The following is a 21,631-nucleotide window of genomic DNA, read 5'->3' as shown; positions in this document are numbered from 1 at the left end:
TTATCCATCACACGAGATTCCCATGGCCCGCCCTGCAACACGCCTTGTTTTTGTCGGTTTTTCATCCCTTTCCCTGCTGGCAGCCCACCTGCCGGCGCACGCTGATTCCCATACCGTAGTGGTCGAGTCACACCGCCTGTCTTCCATCGCACCAGAAAGCTACCGAGCCCGCACCAGCACCGTTGCCTCGAAGCGCCCGGTGAGTTTCCTGGACGAAGCACGCACCGTCGAAACCATTACGCCTCAGCTGCTTCAGGACAGCAACGCCACTACCCTGACCGACGCCATGACCTTCTCTGCCGGTGTCACCCAGGGCAACACCATGGGCGGTACCGAAGACGGCTTTATCAAACGAGGCTTTGGCAGCAACAGCGATGGCTCCATCCTGATTGACGGCATCCGCCAGCCCCGTGGCACCTTTTCAATGGCCACCGTCGATCATGTGGAAGTACTCAAGGGCCCGGGTGCCCTGTTTCATGGCCAGCAGGATCCCGGAGGCGTGATCAATCTGGTCACCAAACGGCCTGAATACACCTGGCAGCGCAGTATCAGTGGCGAGCTTTCCTCCTTCGGCGGAGGCAATGCCAGCATCGATGTCACCGGCCCGATTCAGGATACCGGGCTCGCCTTTCGTTTTATCGTGGATCACAGGGATGAAAATGACTGGCGCAGTTTTGGTACCCGCCGGCGAACAACCGTAGCGCCTTCTCTCCGCTGGGAGGGGGAGCACAATCGGGCGCAACTTTCCTATGAGTACCGGGATTATGACCTGACCCTGGATCGCGGCACGGTCATCACCAAAGGTACCCCTGCCGGCGTCCCGCGCAAACGCCGATTTGATGAATCATGGTCTCGTGTCTATGGCCATGATCAGGCCATCACCGGCTGGTGGGAACAGGATCTGGTGGACGACTGGAAGATGCGCCTGACCTATGGCTGGAACAGACGGCAGTACAGCGATGGTCAGCCGCGCGTTCTAGGCGTGGACGATACGACGGGAGCACTGACCCGCCGCGCCGATGCCAACAAGGGGTTTGATCGCCGGGTCATTTATACGTCACTGGACGTGACCGGAGACCTGTGGCTGGCCAATCAGCGCCATGAGATAGTGCTGGGCGCCGACCATGAGCGCCAGCGCGACTACCTGGCGGATGTCTACCGGGGCAGCGCCGTGACGGACAGCACGATTTACAACGCCGGCAACCGTACGCTGACGCTTGATACCGATGACTATAATGCCGGTCGCAGCCACCGCCTTGACGAAATCAATACAACCGGGGTCTACGTCAATGATCGGTGGCATCTGGATGATCAGTGGATTCTGGCCCTGGGCGGCCGCTTCAGCCACTATGAGCAGTACGGTGGCCAAGGCCGCCCCTTCGTCGTCAGCACCGATACGCAGGATGATATTTTTCTGCCCTCGGCCAGCCTGCTTTACCGACTCAGTGACCGTACTTCAGCCTATGCAAGCTACAGCGAAGCCTTTGTACCCAATGGGGCCGACAGCGATACCGGCCAGTTGCTCGAGCCGGAACACAGCAGAGGCTACGAAATCGGCCTCAAGCATCTCTGGACGGATCAGCTGGCCGGCACGGTCGCGGTGTACCGCATTCGCAAGGATAATGTGGCCGTATCCGATAACGGCGTCACTCGCACCGTCGGTCAAGCCAGTGCTCAGGGCATCGAGCTGGGCCTGAACGGCGAATTTCTGCCGCGCTGGTCAGTCCTGGCCAACTATGCCTATACCGATACCGAGGTCATCAGGGATACTGAAGGCAACAAGGGCAACCGCCTGCCGAATGCCGCCCGCCATACGGCCACTGTCTATATGGCCCATGATCTCGCCCTCGCACCGCATCTCGGCCAATGGCGCGTCGGGGGCGGTGTACGCTACGTTGGCGCACGTGAGGGCGACAGCGACAACAGCTTTTCACTGGATGACTATACCGTGGCGGATGCATTCATCGGCTGGGACTCACGGCTGTGGGGGCAATCCACACATCTGCAGCTCAACGTGAAAAACCTGTTCGATAGCACCTATTACCCCTCCAGCGGTGGCAGCACACGTGTTGTTGTCGGTGACCCGCTGGAAATCACCCTGACCGGCAGGGTGAGCCTTTAACTCCGGATCGAAAAAGTACCATCAAAAAAGCCGGGCGGATGCCCGGCTTTTTTGACACGCACCGCAGTCGATTCGACTGCGTGACCGTCAGCCCTGGGCGGCGGCAGCACGCTGTTCCATGAAGTCATGAATGGCGCGATACACTGCCTCGGGGCACTCCTCGTGCATCAACAGCCGTCCATGCGGCAGGGTTACCGCGTCAACGTTCCCAGCCTCACCCAGTACCTGCATGTTTTCCCCGGAGCGGGCCGGCATATGCGGAGTACTGAGCATCAGCACCGGCACGTTCAGGCCTTCCACTGCTGCGCGTGCATCCTCGGCATGGATAAAGGCGTCATAACAGCCTGTCACGAACCGGATGGAGCCGTGGCGTGCGCCGGCACTTTTCGGCACCTGACGCTTGCCGGCCATACGTGCCCTGTTCAGCCAGTCCTGCTGCTCGAACACGTGCTCGTTAACCATCTTGCGAATACACCAGGGCCGTATGTTCAGCCAGTAAAGCCCCTTGCCTACCGGAGAATCAAACACCTGCCGAAGCTGCTTGAACCAGGGCTTGTTGACACCACGGGTCATGGTCGGCAATGGCCCGCGCCAGGTCGGCGCGACCAGCGCCAGCGCATCGCAGGCGTCGGGGTGGCGCTTCAGGTACAGCAATGCAAGCCCGGCACCGTGACCGGCAGCGACCACTAGCGCCGGTCGCTCGCTCAGATGCGTCAGCAGATCATCGAGAAAGCGCACCATCAACGCTGCATTCCCCTCATGAAACGGGCGTGCCCGATCGCCGAAGCCTGGCCAGTCTACCGATACGGTGCGGTAATGTTCGGCCAGCCGGGCCTGGAGCGGGGCCAGCTCATGCCGGGTGGAGACAGTAGAAATCGCCGGCAGAAGCAGTGCCAGCGGCCCTCGTCCCTGAGTGGTCATGTCGACGGTGATGGGAACACCGGCCCCGTGCCAGATAAAGGCGTCCTGTCGTGCAAAGTGGGCCATGCCACCTCCAGATGAATGAATCCCGTTGCGCTATTATATCCTGAAAGTGCTTGATAATGGCTTTCATTACCGGGAGCACCCTTCAAAAAAACAGGCCCCGAAGGGCCTGTTCCATGGTGATACGTCCTGGCATCCTGTCAGTTGGATACCTTCTCCAGCGCCTTGTTCAGCGTCTCGCTCGGACGCATGGCTTCACTGGCCAGCTTCTTGTCCAGATGGTAATAGCCCTTGAGGTCTACAGCCTTGCCCTGAGCACCATTGAGCTCACCGACAATGGTCTGCTCTTCGGCTTCAAGGGTGTCGGCCAGATCGGAAAACAGCGCTTTCAGCTCGCTGTCATCATTCTGCTCGGCCAACGCCCTGGCCCAGTACATGGCCAGATAGAAGTGACTACCCCGGTTGTCCAGTTCACCGGTCTTGCGCTTGGGCGACTTGTCGTTATCGAGGAAATCGCTGTTGGCCTGGTCCAGCGCTGCGGCCAGGATGCTGGCCCGCTTGTTGTCAAAGGTCTTGCCCAGATGCTCAAGCGAGGCCGCCAGTGCCAGAAACTCACCGAGGGAATCCCAGCGCAGGTGATTTTCTTCCACCAGCTGTTGAACATGCTTGGGTGCAGAACCACCGGCACCGGTTTCAAACAGCCCGCCACCGTTCATCAGCGGAACGATCGACAGCATCTTGGCGCTGGTGCCAAGCTCCATGATCGGGAACAGATCCGTCAGATAATCACGCAGTACGTTACCGGTCACGGAAATGGTGTCTTCGCCCTTGCGAATCCGCTCCAGCGAGAACTTCATGGCCTCGACCGGCGCCAGAATACGGATGTCCAGACCGCTGGTATCGTGATCCTTCAGATAGCGTTCTACCTTGCTGATCACCTGCGCATCGTGAGCGCGGTTGGCATCCAGCCAGAAGATGGCCGGCGTGTCGCTGTCACGTGCCCGCGTAACGGCCAGTTTGACCCAATCCTGAATCGGAGCATCCTTGGCCTGGCACATGCGCCAGATATCGCCTTCCTCGACAGCGTGTTCGAACATGACGTCACCGGCACCGTTGGTGACCTTGACCGTGCCCGCCATCGGAATCTGGAAGGTCTTGTCGTGAGAGCCGTACTCTTCTGCCTTTTGTGCCATCAGCCCTACATTGGGTACGCTGCCCATGGTGGTCGGATCAAAGGCACCATGCTTGATGCAGTCCTCGATCACGGTCTGATAGATCGTGGCATAGCAGCGGTCCGGGATAACGGCCTTGGCATCATGCAGCTCGTCATCGGTGCCCCACATCTTGCCGGAATCACGAATCATCGCCGGCATGGAGGCATCAATGATCACATCACTGGGCACGTGCAGGTTGGTAATCCCCTTGTGGGAATTGACCATGGCCAGCGACGGACGCTCCTGATACAGCGCGTCGATATCGGCCTTGATGGCATTCTGACGATCTTCCGGCAGCGACTCGATGGAAGAATAAAGGTCACCAATGCCGTTGTTCGGGTTGAAGCCTGCCTTGTCAAGGTCATCAGCGTACTTCTCGAGTACCTGCTGATAGAACTCCTGCACCACCAGGCCAAACATGATCGGGTCGGACACCTTCATCATGGTGGCTTTCAGGTGCAAGGAGAACAGTACACCCTTCTGTTTTGCATCTTCGATTTCATCAGCCACGAACGCACGCAGACTTGCAGAACTCATGGCAGAGGCATCGACCACTTCACCATCAAGAACCTTGACGGAATCCTTGAGAACCCGGGTCTCGCCGTTTTTGCCAACAAGTTCGATGCGCAGGGCATCATCCCTGTCCATCGTGGCAGACTGCTCACTGCCGTAGAAGTCACCTTCGCTCATGTGGGCGACATGCGACTTCGAATCGCTGCTCCACGTGCCCATGCGGTGCGGGTACTTGCGAACGTAGTTCTTGACCGAGGTCGGAGCACGACGGTCGGAATTGCCTTCACGCAGTACCGGGTTGACCGCACTGCCCTTGACCCGATCGTAGCGCGCCTTGATGTCCTTCTCTTCATCGGAGGACGGGTCATCCGGATAATCAGGCAGATCAAAGCCCTGACCCTGCAGCTCCTTGATCGCGGTTTTAAGCTGCGGCATGGAAGCGCTGATGTTGGGCAGCTTGATGATATTGGCTTCAGGCCGCTTGGCCAGCTCACCCAGCTCGGCCAGATGATCGCCCAACTGCTGCTCGCTGGTCAGACGCTCCGGAAACAGACAGATAATGCGGCCGGCCAGAGAGATATCCCGCGTTTCGACTTCAATGCCTGCCGGGTCGGTAAAGGCATCGATGATCGGCAACAGCGAAAACGTCGCCAGTGCGGGCGCTTCATCTGTCAGCGTATAAATGATCTTTGGCGTATCGGACATATTGGCGTTGACCTCTTTTGTCACAGCAATTGACGTGAGTCTGGATATTCAAACCTACAGGCCGCCGAGGTAACAGCGATCGGCAGCCTGTCAACAATGCACTTGCCCGGCCGACGCGTAAAACATGCCGACCGATGAACCCCGGGAGTATATCATTCCTGCCTTTCACGCGCATGGCTTGGGGAAAAATCACTCACCGAATGCCTGCAACTGATCTTTCATGAGCCCTTTCAAAGGCGCCAAACGGCTAATGAAGTGTCTACAATCCTGCACACTTCCCATGTACGCAGAGCTCACGTCGCTCGGCAATCCTCTACCTACATCGGAATCTGCGTCGTTGACAGCACGCGCCTCAACCCCATGAAGGAGCGAATCTGCCGTACATGCGGCAGGTGAAGCAACTGCTCGGCATGCAGCCGATTGAAGCTTTTGTAATCCCGGGTGCGCAACAATAAAAAGTAGTCGAATTCGCCGGTCACCACATGACATTCCATGCACCCGGTGACCTTCCCGACAGCCTGCTCGAATTCGGCAAACGAGGCGGTGGTGGAATGATCCAGCACGACACCGACGATGACGACCATACCGGCCCCCAGCTTCTCCTCGTCAAGCAAAGCCACCACCGAACGAATCAGACCGGCCCGCTTCAATCGCTCTACCCGCCGCAGGCAGGCGGGCGCGCTGAGATTGACGCACTCTGCCAGCGCCACATTGGACAGGGAGGCATCGGCCTGAAGCAGGCGCAGCACCTGCTGGTCAATACGGTCCAGCGTTATCTCGTCACTCATGAGCAGGCCTTTTTTTATTGCGCAGATGATGTCTTTTATTTACTCATGCATCGCCAGGCACGGTTTGATTAAAACATTACGCATCAATTGATCCTGATAACGCAACCTCTTGCATATCCGAGATCGTTACACTGGTAATCGATGCAGCCCTTATTCATGCCAGCGCTCCGATACGCCAACAACAAGGAATCATGCCATGTCTCTTGAGGATTTCGACAAGTACCCACTGACGTTTGGCCCCAGCCCGATTCATCCGCTGAAGCGACTCAGCGAACACCTGGGCGGCAAGGTGGCGCTGTACGCCAAGCGGGAAGACTGCAACAGCGGCCTGGCCTTCGGAGGTAACAAGACACGCAAGCTTGAATACCTGATCCCGGAGGCAATCAGGGGCGGCTACGACACCCTGGTATCAATAGGGGGCATTCAGTCCAATCAGACCCGTCAGGTCGCCGCCGTCGCAGCACACCTGGGCATGAAGTGCGTGCTGGTACAGGAAAACTGGGTCAACCATGACAGCGAGATTTACGACAAGGTCGGCAACATCGAAATGTCCCGCATACTTGGCGCTGATGTGCGGCTCGATGATGCCGGCTTTGATATCGGCATTCGGCCCAGCTGGCAAAAGGCTATGGAAGAAGTCGAAGCGCGCGGGGGCAAACCGTTTCCCATCCCGGCCGGTTGTTCAGAACACCCGCTGGGCGGGCTGGGATTTGCAGGCTTTGCCGAAGAGGTGCGTCAGCAGGAACAGGCGCTTGGCCTGACCTTTGACTATATCGTGGTGTGCGCTGTTACCGGCAGTACGCAGGCTGGCATGATTGCGGGCTTTGCGGCCGATGGCCGCGCCGACCGGGTCATCGGCATCGATGCCTCTGCCGCGCCGGAGAAAACACGCGCCCAGGTACTGCGCATTGCTCAAAAGACAGCTGAACTGGTGGCGCTGGGTCGTCCGATCACCGACGACGATGTGGTGCTTGATACCCGCTACGGCCATCCGGAATACGGCTTGCCCAACGAAGGTACACTGGAGGCCATACGGCTGTGTGCTCGACTGGAGGGCATGCTGACCGACCCGGTGTATGAAGGCAAGTCGATGCATGGCATGATCGACATGGTCCGAAACGGTGAATTCCCGGAAGGCTCAAATATCCTGTATGTCCATCTGGGCGGCGTACCGGCATTGAGCGCCTACAGTGATCTGTTCAGCGCCGGATAACGTCCTGTCAACTGACACCATGATACACACAGGGCGGCCGGAAGGGCGCCCTGTAAAAACATGCCGCTGGCAGGTTCAGCGAACACCCACCTTGCGCTGCTTGTATTTGGTGCCGAAAAACACGATAAAAAACAGCAGGGTATCCTGCCTGTGACGGACAAGGCGTGTCATGAGTGCCGTCTGACGCCCTGCCTGCCAGGGGGTAGCCTGGCCCAGATCGGCCTGGCGACGTGCAGTACGGGCATTGTCACGAAACTCATGAAAGGCAGCCGACAATGCGGGGCCACCCCGCTTGGCAATGTTTTGTGCGCTGTTGACCAGTGCACGCGTCCAGTGCCTTGCCATGAAGGCATCGCTGTAAATGCCCCGTTCGCGCAGCAGCTTCTCCACTCGGCCCAGTCCGTATTCAAAATAGGTGAACTGTCTGGGATTATAACTGGTGGTCAGGGATTCAGACTGACCCACCATGTAGCGATAGACATCATCGTTGCAGATGACCCCCTGCTGAACGTGCACAAAGATGTCCAGGTTGAAGCGGAAGTCTTCTCCCAGCGCCACACCTTCTTCGAACTCGATGGCGTGCCGGTGCAAAAGGTCGGCCCTGAACAACTTGTTGAAGACCGGGTTGAACAGACCTGCCTCATAAAGCATGGGAAAGTCACGATCAAAATCAAACCCGTGCTCCTCCAGCTCGGAGCGCCTGAGTATCTGGCCTGTCGATTCATCCATGGTTGCGTAATTGAACACCGCAACGTCTGCATCGGCGTCCACGGCCTTGTCGAGCACCTGAAGCAATGGCGCCGCTTCAAGGTAATCATCCGAATCACAAAAGGCGACATAGCGACCACGCGCAGCGCGAAGGCCCGCATTGCGGGCAGCCGACACCCCCCCGTTCGGCTGGTCCATGACCGTGACGTTATCACACTCTTTTTCAAAGCCACGGCATGTGGCAAGACTGTCGTCCTTGGAACCATCATTGACCAGCAGAATTTGAACCCGATCAGCCGGCAAGGCCTGAAGGTGCTCAAACAGGGTCGGTAGCGAGCCGATGGCGTTATAGACGGGTACGACCACACTAAGGTCAGGCGTGAGAACAGATTCAGACGTCATAGACTAATCGCCAGGCGCGTTAAGGATAGAAAAATTTGACCAAGCTTAATCAACTGCAGACAAATGCGAAAGCAGTGCAAATGATATATGCCTGAAATCATCGTTCGAGCATATTTCACGACATTGTCGCAAAGGGGAAGGCCACCTTGAGCACGTGGCCTTCAGCCGGGGTCACTGGTGGCTTTTTTCCTGCCATGTCTTGAGGTCTGAATCGCTCCAGTGTCCATAGGCCGCATTGGGCAGCATGATCCAGTCATGGCCGAAATGGTCGGCGCTGCGCTGAACCTGCTGATGATCCTGAGCTGGCGTGGTACCGGCAAAGCGGTCCGAAAAGTCATGCAGGGTATCACCCAGCTGCATGATGACAGTGTGATCCTTCAACACGCTGGCGCGGCGCTCTGCCTTCGGCGGCCCCAGAAGCAGGACATGATCCTCACTGGTCTGAGGCAGGCCAAGCCGGTCAAGCGTAGCTATCGTATCGGACTTGTTTTCGTCCGAGCGGTCGGAAATGTAATAAATGGACACACCGGCCCTGTCAGCCTTCTCGAGAAACGCCAGAGCGCCAGGAATCAATGTCGGCACGCCCTCTTTTTCCCAGTCGTGCCAGGTATCCCACGTGGTGTAATCGTGACAGCGTTCCATGTCACGTACCAGCAGAGACGAATTATCAAGTACGGTCTCGTCAAGGTCAGTGATGATAGCCAGATTGTCTGTATCAGGATGGGCGGCGAGTGCCTGATCCAGCCGCAGGGAAGCCAGTACATAGCTCTGACGCTGCAGGGCAGCCACTTCAGCAGACTGCTGATAGTGCAGCCCCATACGGTAGGCCATCGGTTCACAAAGCTGCGCGGCGACGGGGTCCTGCTTTTGGGCCATGGCCGCACCTGCCCCAAGACCCAGCACCGTGGCACACCCGATGACTCCGGCGTAACGTGCAAGACTGACCGAGACCATATTGTCTTCTCCTGACATGATTGTTGTTGGTAGGGTCAGAAAAGCATAGCAGCATATGATCGCCCGGTTACGCGAACATTCTCCTCAGTCGTCGGTATCGTCCGGATGGCCCTGTGCTGCAAATCCGCCCCCCTGATAGCGCAGCTCGGGAGCATCCACCGGCAGCACCGGTGTGGCATCCAGTGCCTGAGCACGCCAGGGGGCCGAACTGTCTTCCGGCCGCCATCCCAGAAACGAGGCATGCCGGTTGTCCCACCAGCACTCATCGTTGTCGGATACGCCATAAATGACCGTATGAGCCAGAAAAGGCGCATCAAAGGCCTGCACCAGCAGGCGCATGAAATCCGCCACACTCATCCAGGTTGCCAGCATGCGCTGATCCCTGGGCTGCGGAAAACAGGAGCCAATGCGTACCGACAGGGTCTGCACTCCGAACTTGTCCCAGTACAGGCTGGCGAGGTCCTCACCGAAACACTTTGACAGGCCATACAGTGAATCCGGCCGATGCGGAACACGAGTATCAATCCGCTCGTGGCGCGTATAAAACCCGATGGTGTGATTGGAACTGGCAAAAACAATACGCGGCCTCCCTTCCTGCCGAGCGGCTTCATAGAGGTTGTAGGTGCCAACGATGTTGGACTGCAGGATACCCTGCCACGGCTTTTCAACCGAAACCCCTCCCAGGTGAAGAATGCCGTCACAGCCAGCAACCAGCGAACGAACGGCCTGCATATCCGCCAGGTCACAGGGCCTGCTTTCTTCATGGGCAGCCAGCTCATCAATATCCGACAGATCGGACAATCGCACCTGACGCGCAAGGTCCGACAACTGTGACCGAATCGCTTTTCCTACACCACCGGCGGCTCCGGTGACCAATAAACGCTCGAGCATGAGGCACTCCTCCTTGTGGTCTGTTTCAGGGGGTCGCAAAGCCGTAAAGCTCGGCAGGATTATCCACCAGAATTCTCTGTTGCTCCGCCGGAGAGGCCCAGCGCATCAATACATCCAGCAGGTCGACGTCATCCGGGTAATGCGTACGAGGCACCCCGACATGAGGCCAGTTACTGCCCCATATAACCCGCTCGGGCGCATGGTGAATCATTCTTCTGGCAACCGCGCCCACATCCTCGAAGTCTGGCCCACCGGTCAGGCTGCTTTCATAAGGGGCACACAGTTTGAACCAGACATCACCGCGATCCATCAATCTGGCGAGGGCGTCAATCCGGGCATCATCTGCAGCTACCGGGTCCATGAACTTGCCCAGATGATCAATGATGAACGGGCCCTTGAGCTGTTCCAGTACCGGCAGGTAGGTCATGAGAGACTGCCCGTTGAACTGAATCATCAAATGCCAGCCGTAATCACGAACACGTGCCTCCACGGCGCAAGCCTGATCAATGCCGACAGCACCGCCGGGCAGCTGCATGATTCGAGCCCCGCGCACGCCGGCACGATGCAGCGCCAACAGCTCTTTTTCGGGAGTATCCGGCCTGACCACTGCCACCCCTCTCGCCACATCCGGGCCCAAGGACTCAAGCCCCTTGAGCAAGGCGGCATTGTTGGCCTGATACGCATTGGGCTGCGTCAGCACAACGCGCTCCAGACCAAGCCATCGTTGATAGGCCCGGTAATCTTCCGGCTCGGCCCAGGCCGGAATGGCCAGACCATCAGGTTCTGCCTCATGCCCTCTCGGATACAGGTGAATGTGGCAGTCAGTCGCGCCTGGCGGGGTGATCAACCGCGGAGCACGACCGTCGAGCGGCCTGAAATTATCAGGAACAGAGGTCATGCCGAGGCTCCTTGAAGAAAGCGATTCAAACCTGCTCGATCAATATCGATACCAAGGCCCGGGCCGTCAGGAATATTCATCCAGCCGGCATCAGGCAGCAGAGGCGATGTGACCATCGCCTGACGCAAGGGATTGGGGGTACAGTCGAATTCAAACCACAGGGGGCGAGGCTCGCGCCTGCGTGGAGACGGGGGAAGAGCCGCCAGAAACTGAAGCGCTGCCGCCATGCCGATCGAGGTGCCAAATACATGGGGCACCAGACGAATACCATGCAGATCCGCAAGCGCCACGATCCGCAGCGCTTCCGTCAGCCCGCCTGCCGCACAGACATCCGGCTGCAGAATATCCACGGCACCGGCCTTCAAGGCCTCCTGCATGGCAAAGGCACCCTGCCAGGTTTCCCCGCCTGCCACTGGAATCGGCTGACCGGCACGAACTGCCTGATAGGCCGACAATTGTTCCGGCACTACCGGTTCCTCGAACCAGTCGATGGAAAATATCGCCGCACGCTGGCCCAGCTCGATGGCTTCAAGAGCATCATAGCCATGGTTGGCATCGATCATCAGCCGGACGGAGGGGCCGATGGCCTCACGCACCGCGCGAATCAGTCGAAGGTCTTCCTCGACATCAAATCCGATCTTGATCTTGACACCGGAAAACCCCTCACGGGCATAACGCCCCATGTCGGCGCTGATGGAGGCAATGCGATCAAGACCGTCCGTCCGAAATCCTCCCGTGGCGTAGGCCGGCACGGACTCACGAAAGCGGCCACCGAGGAGCGTCGCGACCGATACACCCAGATGACGCCCCTTGATATCCCAAAGGGCAATATCGATCCCACTAAGGGCCGTCACGGCAAGCCCTCGCTGCCCCTGGTCACGCAGCAGATTGTAGAGCTCGGACCAGCAACAGGTCGTGTCCAGTGGGTTCATGCCTTCAAGCATCCGGCCATAAATGGTCACGATGGCGGCATTGGCACGGGCAGGACCAAGACACTCACCCCACCCGATGGTCCCATCATCACAGGTAATTTCTACCAGACAGGCCTGACGGCGCTCGAACCTCATACTGGCGCTCTCAAAAGCCCGCTCAAGGGGGGCATCCAGAACATGAGCCACTACCGATTTGATACGCATGTTATCTCCCGGACCGGTTTACTTGATCAATGCAGGAAGCGTCAGCGACACCGCCGGTATGTAGGTCACCAGCATCAGTACCGCAAACAGGGCCAGATAGAAGGGCCAGATGGTCCTGACGGCCTGCTCGATCCTGATCTTGCCGATCACACTACCGACAAACAGACATGAGCCGACCGGTGGAGTGCACAATCCCAGCCCCAGATTGATCATCAGGATAATGCCGAACTGAATGGGATCCATTCCAAACTGAGTCGCGACCGGCAGGAAGATGGGAGTACAGATCAGAATCAGAGCGGCCATGTCCATCACCATGCCTAAAGCCAGCAGCAGCATATTCAGCAGCAGAAACACGACCCAGGGACGATCTGAAATACTTAAAAGTGCTTCGCTCATCAGCGTCGGCACATCGTAAAGCGCCAGAAGCCACGAGAAGGCCGAGGCACAGGCCACCAGTATCATGACCATCGAGGTGGTGCGCACCGATTGAAACACCGCAGCCTTGAAGCCGGCCCAGGTCATCTGCCGGTAGATCAGAATCGTTACCAGCAGCGCATAGATCGCACCGAAAGCGCCTGATTCAGTCACGGTCAAAATACCGGAGAGCACGCCCCCCACGATAATGACGGCAGTAAGCAGCCCGGGCAGTGCGGCGACAAGGCTTATCGCCAGAGCCTTTATGCCGGGAAAGGGCTCACCGGCATACCCCCGCCTGACCGCGACAAGCCAAGCTGCAAAGCCAAGCACAACGCACATCAGGACCCCAGGCACCAGACCGGCAATAAAAAGCTGTGTTACCGAAATACCGCCACCCGCCGCCACGACATAGAGGATCATGTTGTGGCTGGGTGGAATAACCACACCTGCAATCGAAGACGTGACCGTTACGTTGACAGCGTAATCCGCGTCATAGCCCTTCTCTTTCATCACAGGAATCAAAATGGAGCCCAGCGCCGAGGTATCCGCCACCGCTGATCCGGAAATACCGCCAAACAGCATGGACGAACTGACATTGACCAGCCCCAGGCCGCCTCGCACGCGCCCTACGGCAGCAGACGCAAATCGCACCAGGCGGTCGGAGATTCCGCCGTGCAGCATCAGTTCGCCGGCAAAGATGAAAAAGGGAATGGCCAACAGTGAAAAGACAGACATGCCGGACAGCATCCGCTGAAAGGCAACAAACAGAGGAATACCTTCGTAGATGAAGGCGCTGACTGCCGCCAGTCCGACGGCAAAGGCAACCGGCGCACCAACGACCAGTCCGAGAATAAAGATGCCAAACAGAATGATAAGCCCCATGTCACTGCCCCTCCCGGGTACGATGGATCACGGCATCCACACACTGAGCCAGTGCGAACCAGGCCATCAGCACCCCACTCGCCACCAGCGGCGCCGCGCGCCAGCTTTCCGATAAACCGACCATCGGGATGGGCCGATCAAGGTTTCCCATGAACATGACACCGCCCTGCCAGGCCATCAGAAGACCGAACACAATGACAAAGGCATTCGCCACAACGCTGTTCACACACTGAGGCCAACCGCTCAAGCGATCCTTCAGAAAATCGATGCTCAGGTGGACCCGGTGATGGACACCGGCCGCAGCTCCCAGGGTGGTGATATACACCACACACACCAGCGCGGACTGCTCAACCCAGGTCGGCGTGTCATTAAGCACGTAGCGACCGAAAACCAGCCAGCCGAAGCTGCCGATCAGATACACCATCAACACACCGGACACGGCCATGCACAACCAGGCAGCGCCGTTCATGCATCGCTCATGCCCCAGGGACAGACGGGCCCTGCCCGCCACGCGCCGGGACTGCGTCAGATGAACACTGGCAGACATAAAGCCCCCCTGCCTTGATCAGGAAAAGTAGACATCCCTGCTATTACTGCGGAGACTGCGCGGTTTTGATCTCTTCGATCAACGATGCAAACTGCGGATACCTTTCAGTGAACTCGGTATAGATCGGTGCCATCCGGTTCTGAAAGGCTGCCTTGTCCTTGATCTCATTGACTTTGGAGCCAGCGGCAATGACTTTCTCACGACTTGTTTCGGACCGCTCGGCCCACAGCTTTCTCTGCAACGCGCCGGCATCAGTGGCCGCCTGCTGGACCACGTTCTGATCTTCTGGAGACATCGCGTCCCAAGTGGTTTTGGCAACGCACAGACACTCCGGCAATATCAGATGATCTGTGGTGGAGAAATACGGCGCAATTTCGTAGTGGTTACTGGATTCATAGGACGGAAAGTTGTTTTCAGCGCCATCCAGCACCCCGGTCTTGAGGGACTGGTAAACCTCGCCGTAGGACATGGGGGTCGCATTCCCTCCAAGGGCGTCAATCATGTCGACATAAAGGTCATTGTTCATGACACGAATCTTGAGCCCCTTGAGGTCATCAGGCGTGGAAATGGGACGTTTGGTGTTGTAAAGGCTGCGGGCCCCGGAATCAAACCACGCCAGTACAACCAGCCCCTTGTCCGCCAGGGCATCGGCGAACTTCACACCAATCGGGCCATCCATGACCGTGTGCATGGCCTCGATGTCCTCAAACAGAAAGGGCAGCGAGAGCACATTGGTAGCCGGCACGATAGGCCCCATCGGCCCCATGTTGAAATTGGCAAAATTCAGTGCCCCGTTACGGACCTGCTCGATGGCATCGGATTGATCCCCGAGGATGGCATTGTCATAGACCTTTGCCCTGATATCTCCATGTGTTCCCGCGGTAACCTGGTCGGCAAACTGCTTCATGGCGACACTATTGGGATAGCCTGCCGGATGAATGTTCCACCCACGCCAGTTGTCGGCAGCGGCTGGCATCGACATCATGCCCAGCGTGGCGGTTAATGCCAGCACCAGTGCACAGCGAGGGGGACGGTGAGCCATCAGAAGCATGGGATATTCCTCGATTATTGTAATAGTGACGACAATCCAGCGGAGCTGCCGATCATGGGGGATTCCAGAGCAACTAGGTAATACATCATACAAATAATAATTCGCTAAAGGCGTTCGAATAACAATCACACCAAGGATTAATCACCTTAAGTCCAGGAAGGGAAACAGCGGTATCGGGAATGATAAAAGAAAAACCAATTCAACCCGAGTTAATCATCATCACCCTGGAAATCTTGCTATCCATTCGGCAAACAACACAACCACTGATGAAACAATGTCGTTGAACTACACAATAAAACCAGTGTAAATTATTGTTTTTATTGAGATTTTAAAAAAAAGCCTTATCATTGACGTCTATACACCACATTCCATGGTCCGGTTGCCGATGAACCTTCTGTCATGACATTTTATTCTCTGACGTTTCTTGCCTTCTCAATGTCAACCGACGCCTTTGCCGCCTCCGTCAGCAAGGGAGCGTTACTGACCAGACCCAGCATCGCAAGGGCAGTACGTACCGGACTGCTGTTTGGAATCATTGAAGCACTGACACCGCTGATCGGCTGGTGTCTGGGTATTACTGCCAGCCAATGGGTCATGCAGTGGGATCACTGGATTGCCTTCACCCTTCTGGCTGTTCTTGGTGGGCGCATGGTGTACACCAGCCTTCGTCAGGTCACTCGACCCGATCCGGATACAGACGCAGCAACCTCGCCTTCAAGCACCTCGCTGATTCAGCTTGTCCTGACGGCCATTGCCACCAGCATTGATGCACTGGTCGTGGGAGTAAGCCTCGCCTTTGCCGACGTCAATATCATACATGCGTGTCTGGCTATCGGGTTTTCCACGGCCCTGATGGTGATGATTGGCACCCTGCTTGGACAGCGCCTGGGTGGGCTTTTTGGCCGCCGCGCCGAAATGCTGGGCGGTGTAATATTGATTGCCATTGGTCTGAGTATTCTGATCGATCACTTGAGCGCCTGATTTCGCTACAGGTGTCGCACCTGCCCGCCACACCTGCCCCGCCTGTACCCTGATCAACACTATCGCGACACTGGTCATGCAAGCCAACACCTGCAAGCAAATACTCAGGGAGCGGAACATGACTACTATTATTTTTCTCAATAATATCGAAGAACTTCGTCAGCGCACTCCTGCCAAACAGGAAGAGGTCGTTGAAGTCGATCATCATACGGTTCCCGGCTATGGCAGTGGTCGCTATCGCCATGCCCCTTCAAGCAAAAATGACGATGATGGTGGCGATACCATCGTTACAAGCTCCGGAGCACGCTATCAACGTATCTGGTCATCCGGGGAAACCGGCAACCCGCTGATGTGGGGCGCAGATCCCACAGGCAAAACAAGCAGCAGTGACGCTTTTCAACGTCTGGCTGACTCTCAGCTGGTGACCACCATCGAAGTGCCGACTCGAGGCATATTCAGCTTTGATCGGACGGTAGAACTGACGAACCGCCTGAAGGTCGTGGGCAAGCAGTGGGGACACTTCGGTAACTCAAGCAACCGCGCCTCGTTAAAAAGCATGAATGAGCTGGAAGGCCCGATCTTCTCGAATGTTTATCATGCTCAGGGGCTGTCTTTCTTTGCACCGAATAATGCCAGGGATAACCCGAATGCCTACGCCATAAAGCTCAACGGTTATTGCAATCAGGTCAGCGAATGTACGTTCCGCATGAAACGCCTCGATGCCATACATACTGATACGGCCTGCGATATCACGATCCGTGACTGCCAGTTCACCGATACCCACGCCTGCCTGGAAATAGGCAACAAGCTGATAGCCACTACGGTGCGCTTCATCCGAAATCAGTGCCAGTATGTTACCTACGGCATTCTCAGTGGAAATGAGTTCTGGGGGGGCGCCCTGATCGATAATGTATGGGAAGTCTGTGACAACTCCCTGATTCGAACCAAAACCATTTTCAATACCCGTATTGAAGGTAACTGGATTGAACGAGGTGGCAACTCGGACAAACCCATTCCCATCATCAAGGCTACTGCCCGCGGTCAAATCACGGACTGTTTTGCCTCAGGCAATAGTTTCCACTTTGCCAGTGGGTGGAAAAACACGCTTTCACCCGAGGCCGGCCGTTATACCAATGCGTTCGGCGGCGTTAATGTCGATAACAATACGGTATCAGTTTCGTCGGCAACCGGAGCAGGCAGCTTCTTCAAGGTCAACGGGATTACTCAGGAACTGGATGACTGGACCCGGCTGAATGACTTCAGTATCGAGACCAACAGAAACAGAAATGGTGCCGCCGACATCAAACTGAACTCTGCCGGTAACATCACACTGAAAGCCGGCAAAAAGAAGATTTATATCAGCGAAGGCGAGGACGAACATTCCGAAGTAGAGCTTTATTATCCACGCCGTATTCTGGCGGACGCGGGGACCGATGCAAATATCGCGCTGGCGCCGTTCATGTCAGGCCATTTTCAGGCGCGTGTACCAGTCATCAACACCTTACCGGCTGACAGCAGCAAAAAGGTCATTGCATCAGCGCTTACCGCCATGCCTTATCTGATGGAATACGATGGGCCGTACAAGCCAGGTGAACATACCGGCAAGGGGATGGCCCTGTTTGATACCGTCGAGATCGACGACGAGTATGTGTCGCTCATCAATGACCACTATCATTTCAGGGATCCCATCGTCATGGTCACGGTCAACCAGGAAGGACTTCGCTTCTCTCACTGGGAGCCCATCAATGCTTATGGCCATTCATGGAGTGCATATCAGCGCTGCAAGGGCGTACGGCTTTATTTCAAGGATGCCAAGACAGGCAATGCCGTAATCCCGGAGTCCCGCGGATTTGCTCTCATGTTCATGGAAACAGATGGCAAGTAACTCAGGAGTAAGAAGCGCCCGTCCCGACGGGCGCTTCTTATAAGGCATTGCAATGGCCACCGCGCTTGATGTCGCGGACCCTTCCATACATACCCGCTCCGCTGCCCTTCTGATCACCGAGCTTATCCTGTCAGTAGCACAGCGTGCCCCAGGTTCCTGTCAGACAGGCGACGCATCATTACTTACGGGGTCATTAAAACATTATACAAATGCGATAACCCTTTGGTATAACCTGCCGATAAAAACGCCCCGACACATTGCCTGCCCAGTGCCTGCTCACCCAGTGTCGAGCACCAGCCGCGCCGAGCTGAGCATTCCTTAAAAATAATAAATACATAAGGTTATAACCTTAAACCTGTCCACTCCGGCCAATGAAATGTACTGGATACCACCAACCCTTAACTGTACATTTTTTAAAAAAAAAATATTGTACAGACCTACTACAATATGCGATCTTGTTTGTGCTGCGCCACGAAAGGGAACCGGCGGCCGGCAAGGATGCCCGGCATCAAGCACCGACGAATAGTGTTGCCAGGATGGCAACTTGACCAACGCAAGGAATGCGAACATGAATTACGGAATGAGCTGCCATCGTTGCGGAAGCAAACAGATTATCTCCAGCAACGATGAAGATGATTGTGCTGAAATCAGTTGCCATGAATGTGGTGAATTTCTGGACACCGTAGGCCACTGGAATGACATTCATTCTCCCAGCCTGGCATTTCAGGCGCTGAACCAGTCTAGAATTCTGGCGTTCCAGATGAACCGCACAACCACCTCATCAGACGCTACGCAACTTGCATCATGATGCGAGTTGCACTTGATCTGAAGTGCTCTTCCTGCAGCCATGATCAATTCATGGTGCCTGTAAAGCGCGATCAGGGAAATGATGTGTTGTGTGCCAGGTGTAATACTGTTACCTGTGCCGCAGAAGATCTGGAGCAGGCTCTGAGACTGGCGAGGTCGCACCATGCTTCACACGGGCATGATGCAAGAGCTTCTTCATCACTCTGAACCCTGCTGTTGATATCAAAGGCCCTGCCCTCGTGGCGGGGCTTTTTAATAGGCGGCCAGTAGGCAATCGACCATAAAAAGGCCATAGAGCGCCCATTCAACAGACACTCTATGGCCCGCCCGGTGACACTATTTTCGTTTCAAAACAGCGGCATCAGCTCCATCAGGACCAGAGAACGGGGCTGCACGTTGTACATACTCCCGAACTCCAGCATGGCGTCTCGACTGACCGGCGCATCAGACGCCTGTGCAGTATCAAGACAGCGCATCCAGAGCCGACCATGAGCCACCTCCGGCAGACGCCATTCAATGGCTTCGTGATGCGCATTGAAAATAATGAAAAGCGTACTGTCTGATCCTGCGCGACGTATTCCTGTAGGCTGCGCCCGACCATCAAGGATGACACCAATGGCATGGGCATGGGCATCATTCCAATCGGGTACATCCATTAACGTGGCATCAGGAGTCATCCAGCTGATGTCCTGAATACCCAGCTCCTCATTGAATTCGCCGGTCAAGAACCGACCACGGTGCAGGATGGGGTAATGCTGACGCAATCGAATAACTCGTCGTGTGAACTCCAGCAGTTCGCGACCTTCGTCCGACAGGTCCCAGTCTATCCAGCCAATCTCGCTGTCCTGACAGTACGCATTATTGTTTCCTCCCTGGGTTCGCGCAAATTCATCGCCGGCCAGCAGCATGGGCGTACCCTGCGAGAACATCAGAGTCGCGATCAGATTGCGCATCTGACGCATGCGCAACGCGCTGATCTCCGGATCATCGGTCCAGCCTTCGACCCCGTGGTTCCATGAATGATTATCGTCATGGCCATCACGATTATCTTCACCGTTCGCTTCGTTATGCTTGTCGTTATAGGTCACCAGATCCCGCAACGTGAAACCGTCATGGGCCGTGACAAAATTGACCGAGGCATACGGTTTGCGACCACGGTGGTCAAACAGGTCAGCAGACCCGGTCAACCGTGTCGCGAAATCAGCCAGGGTGCCGTCATCACCTTTCCAGAATGCACGCATGGTATCGCGATACCGATCGTTCCACTCGGCCCACCCCGGAGGAAAGCCGCCTACCTGATAGCCACCCGGGCCACAGTCCCAGGGTTCCGCGATCAGTTTGCAGCGCGACAGCACCGGGTCCTGTCGGCAGGAATCCAGAAACCCCCCGCCTTCATCAAACCCATGGGGCTCACGTCCAAGAATGGTAGCCAGATCAAAACGGAAACCGTCCACTCTCATTTCCAGCGCCCAGTAACGCAGTGAATCCGTTACTAGTTGCAGCACCCTGGGGTGAGACAGGTTCAGGGTATTTCCCGTACCGGTATCATTGATGTAATAGCGCCTGTCATCCGGCATCAGACGGTAATAGCTGGCGTTATCGATTCCCTTCCAGGAAAGCGTTGGCCCAAGTTCATTACCCTCGGCGGTATGGTTGTACACCACATCCAGAATGACCTCGATACCACCGGCATGACAGCAGGCAACCATCTGCTTGAATTCGCTGATGGTGCTGGTGGCCATGTATGCCTGATGAGGTGCAAAAAAGGCCAGGGTATTGTAGCCCCAGTAATTATGCAGTCCCTTCTCCTGCAGGTGCCGGTCATCGGCAAAGGCATGAATGGGCATCAATTCCAGTGAGCTGATACCAAGGCTTCGCAGGTAATCAAGTACTGCCGGCTCACTCAGCCCGGAAAAGGTACCGCGCACGTTCTCACTGACATCGGGATGACGCATGGTCAATCCCCGCACATGCGCCTCATAAAATACCGTCCGCTCCCAGGGCACATGAATTTCCTGCGAGCGGCCCCAGGTAAATGCCGGGTCGATCACTCGACACTTGGGAATGAACGGCGCGCTGTCACGCTCATCAAAACTCAGATCACCATCTTCATGCCCGATCGTATACCCGTAAAGGGCATCATCCCATATCAGCTCACCTACCAGCTGGCAGGCACAGGGATCAATCAACAGCTTGTTGGGATTGAAGCGATGCCCTTCTTCCGGTGCGTAGGGGCCATGAACCCGATACCCATAGAGCAGACCAGGACGAGCATCGAGAAGATAGCCGTGCCAGACCTCATCGGTATACTCGGGCAATTCAATTCGCTCGATTTCGGTCTGACCGTCGTCACTGAAAAGACAGAGCTCAACCTTGGTGGCATGGGCCGAAAAAATGGCGAAGTTAATGCCCAGCCCGTCCCAGGTCGCGCCCAGAGGATAGGGCAGGCCTTCCTGAACCCGACTGCCTTCTTCTGTATGCATGAGAGGTGCCTGCGCCGGAGTGGTTACCCCTGGCGTCGACTCCCCGGAATGCGTTGATGTGGTCATGAAAGGCCCTTGTGAGTACTTGAAATCAGTATGTTGTATCGGCT

The 21,631-nt window shown here is 56.3% G+C and carries 17 protein-coding genes; 5 read left to right on the top strand and 12 right to left on the bottom strand.

Annotated features, from left to right (window positions below; all coding sequences use genetic code 11):
* Positions 1-22: 22 nt before the first annotated feature.
* A complete protein-coding gene (locus NAT21_RS05270) occupies positions 23-2,122 on the top strand; it encodes a TonB-dependent siderophore receptor (protein ID WP_250936299.1) in 2,100 nt (699 codons plus the stop codon).
* A gap of 87 nt (positions 2,123-2,209) precedes the next feature.
* Here NAT21_RS05270 and NAT21_RS05265 read toward each other — a convergent pair whose 3' ends face one another.
* From NAT21_RS05265 to NAT21_RS05255, 3 genes are all read right to left on the bottom strand, one after another.
* A complete protein-coding gene (locus tag NAT21_RS05265) occupies positions 2,210-3,109 on the bottom strand; it encodes an alpha/beta fold hydrolase (RefSeq protein ID WP_250936297.1) in 900 nt (299 codons plus the stop codon).
* Between the two features lie 137 nt (positions 3,110-3,246).
* The gene (locus NAT21_RS05260) at positions 3,247-5,478 is read right to left on the bottom strand and encodes an NADP-dependent isocitrate dehydrogenase (protein ID WP_250936293.1); all 2,232 of its coding nucleotides are present in this window, start codon (positions 5,476-5,478) and stop codon (positions 3,247-3,249) included.
* 317 nt (positions 5,479-5,795) lie between these two features.
* On the bottom strand, positions 5,796-6,266 hold the full coding sequence (locus NAT21_RS05255) for an Lrp/AsnC family transcriptional regulator (protein ID WP_250936291.1): 471 nt from the start codon (positions 6,264-6,266) through the stop codon (positions 5,796-5,798).
* Between the two features lie 196 nt (positions 6,267-6,462).
* Here NAT21_RS05255 and NAT21_RS05250 point away from each other — a divergent pair, with 196 nt between their 5' ends.
* Complete coding sequence (locus tag NAT21_RS05250) at positions 6,463-7,479, top strand: 1-aminocyclopropane-1-carboxylate deaminase (protein WP_250936290.1); 1,017 nt, start codon at positions 6,463-6,465, stop codon at positions 7,477-7,479.
* Positions 7,480-7,554: 75 nt separating this feature from the next.
* On the opposite strand, the gene NAT21_RS05245 is transcribed toward NAT21_RS05250, so the two are convergent.
* The 8 genes from NAT21_RS05245 to NAT21_RS05210 all read right to left on the bottom strand — a co-directional run bounded on the left by NAT21_RS05245 (position 7,555) and on the right by NAT21_RS05210 (position 15,365).
* Positions 7,555-8,589 carry a glycosyltransferase gene (locus tag NAT21_RS05245; RefSeq protein WP_250936282.1) on the bottom strand — a complete coding sequence of 345 codons (1,035 nt, stop codon included), beginning with the start codon at positions 8,587-8,589 and terminating at the stop codon, positions 7,555-7,557.
* A gap of 171 nt (positions 8,590-8,760) precedes the next feature.
* Entirely contained in the window at positions 8,761-9,543 is a 783-nt protein-coding gene (locus NAT21_RS05240) for a 5'-nucleotidase, lipoprotein e(P4) family (RefSeq protein ID WP_250936281.1), read from the bottom strand.
* Positions 9,544-9,627: 84 nt separating this feature from the next.
* A complete protein-coding gene (locus tag NAT21_RS05235) occupies positions 9,628-10,434 on the bottom strand; it encodes an NAD-dependent epimerase/dehydratase family protein (protein WP_250936280.1) in 807 nt (268 codons plus the stop codon).
* 25 nt (positions 10,435-10,459) lie between these two features.
* The gene (locus NAT21_RS05230; protein ID WP_250936278.1) at positions 10,460-11,332 is read right to left on the bottom strand and encodes an amidohydrolase family protein; all 873 of its coding nucleotides are present in this window, start codon (positions 11,330-11,332) and stop codon (positions 10,460-10,462) included.
* Positions 11,329-12,468 (bottom strand): mandelate racemase/muconate lactonizing enzyme family protein, encoded by a 1,140-nt coding sequence (locus NAT21_RS05225; RefSeq protein ID WP_250936276.1) that lies wholly within the window; start codon positions 12,466-12,468, stop codon positions 11,329-11,331. The genes NAT21_RS05230 and NAT21_RS05225 overlap by 4 nt, the downstream gene beginning before the upstream one ends.
* Before the next feature lie 18 nt (positions 12,469-12,486).
* Positions 12,487-13,767, bottom strand: coding sequence for a TRAP transporter large permease (locus NAT21_RS05220; protein ID WP_250936269.1), 1,281 nt, complete (start codon positions 13,765-13,767; stop codon positions 12,487-12,489).
* 1 nt (position 13,768) lies between these two features.
* Positions 13,769-14,314: a TRAP transporter small permease gene (locus NAT21_RS05215; protein WP_250936267.1), complete on the bottom strand. Its 546-nt coding sequence runs from the start codon at positions 14,312-14,314 to the stop codon at positions 13,769-13,771.
* Positions 14,315-14,357: 43 nt separating this feature from the next.
* On the bottom strand, positions 14,358-15,365 hold the full coding sequence (locus NAT21_RS05210; RefSeq protein ID WP_250936262.1) for a TRAP transporter substrate-binding protein: 1,008 nt from the start codon (positions 15,363-15,365) through the stop codon (positions 14,358-14,360).
* 399 nt (positions 15,366-15,764) lie between these two features.
* On the opposite strand from NAT21_RS05210, the gene NAT21_RS05205 reads away from it, so the two are divergent.
* From NAT21_RS05205 to NAT21_RS05195, 3 genes are all read left to right on the top strand, one after another.
* The gene (locus tag NAT21_RS05205; protein WP_250936259.1) at positions 15,765-16,346 is read left to right on the top strand and encodes a manganese efflux pump MntP; all 582 of its coding nucleotides are present in this window, start codon (positions 15,765-15,767) and stop codon (positions 16,344-16,346) included.
* Between the two features lie 118 nt (positions 16,347-16,464).
* Positions 16,465-18,231 carry a putative phage tail protein gene (locus tag NAT21_RS05200; protein ID WP_250936257.1) on the top strand — a complete coding sequence of 589 codons (1,767 nt, stop codon included), beginning with the start codon at positions 16,465-16,467 and terminating at the stop codon, positions 18,229-18,231.
* Positions 18,232-18,799: 568 nt separating this feature from the next.
* A complete protein-coding gene (locus NAT21_RS05195; RefSeq protein WP_250936256.1) occupies positions 18,800-19,039 on the top strand; it encodes a hypothetical protein in 240 nt (79 codons plus the stop codon).
* Positions 19,040-19,385: 346 nt separating this feature from the next.
* Here the strand turns inward: NAT21_RS05195 and glgX are convergent, their stop codons facing one another.
* Positions 19,386-21,587 (bottom strand): glycogen debranching protein GlgX, encoded by a 2,202-nt coding sequence (glgX, locus tag NAT21_RS05190; protein ID WP_322974086.1) that lies wholly within the window; start codon positions 21,585-21,587, stop codon positions 19,386-19,388.
* Between the last annotated feature and the right edge of the window lie 44 nt (positions 21,588-21,631).

This window comes from Larsenimonas rhizosphaerae, from assembly GCF_023700005.1.
In the GTDB taxonomy this organism is placed as follows: domain Bacteria; phylum Pseudomonadota; class Gammaproteobacteria; order Pseudomonadales; family Halomonadaceae; genus Larsenimonas; species Larsenimonas rhizosphaerae.
The sequence above is the reverse complement of the archived record's forward strand: the minus strand, read 5'-3'. Positions and strand labels throughout refer to the sequence as shown.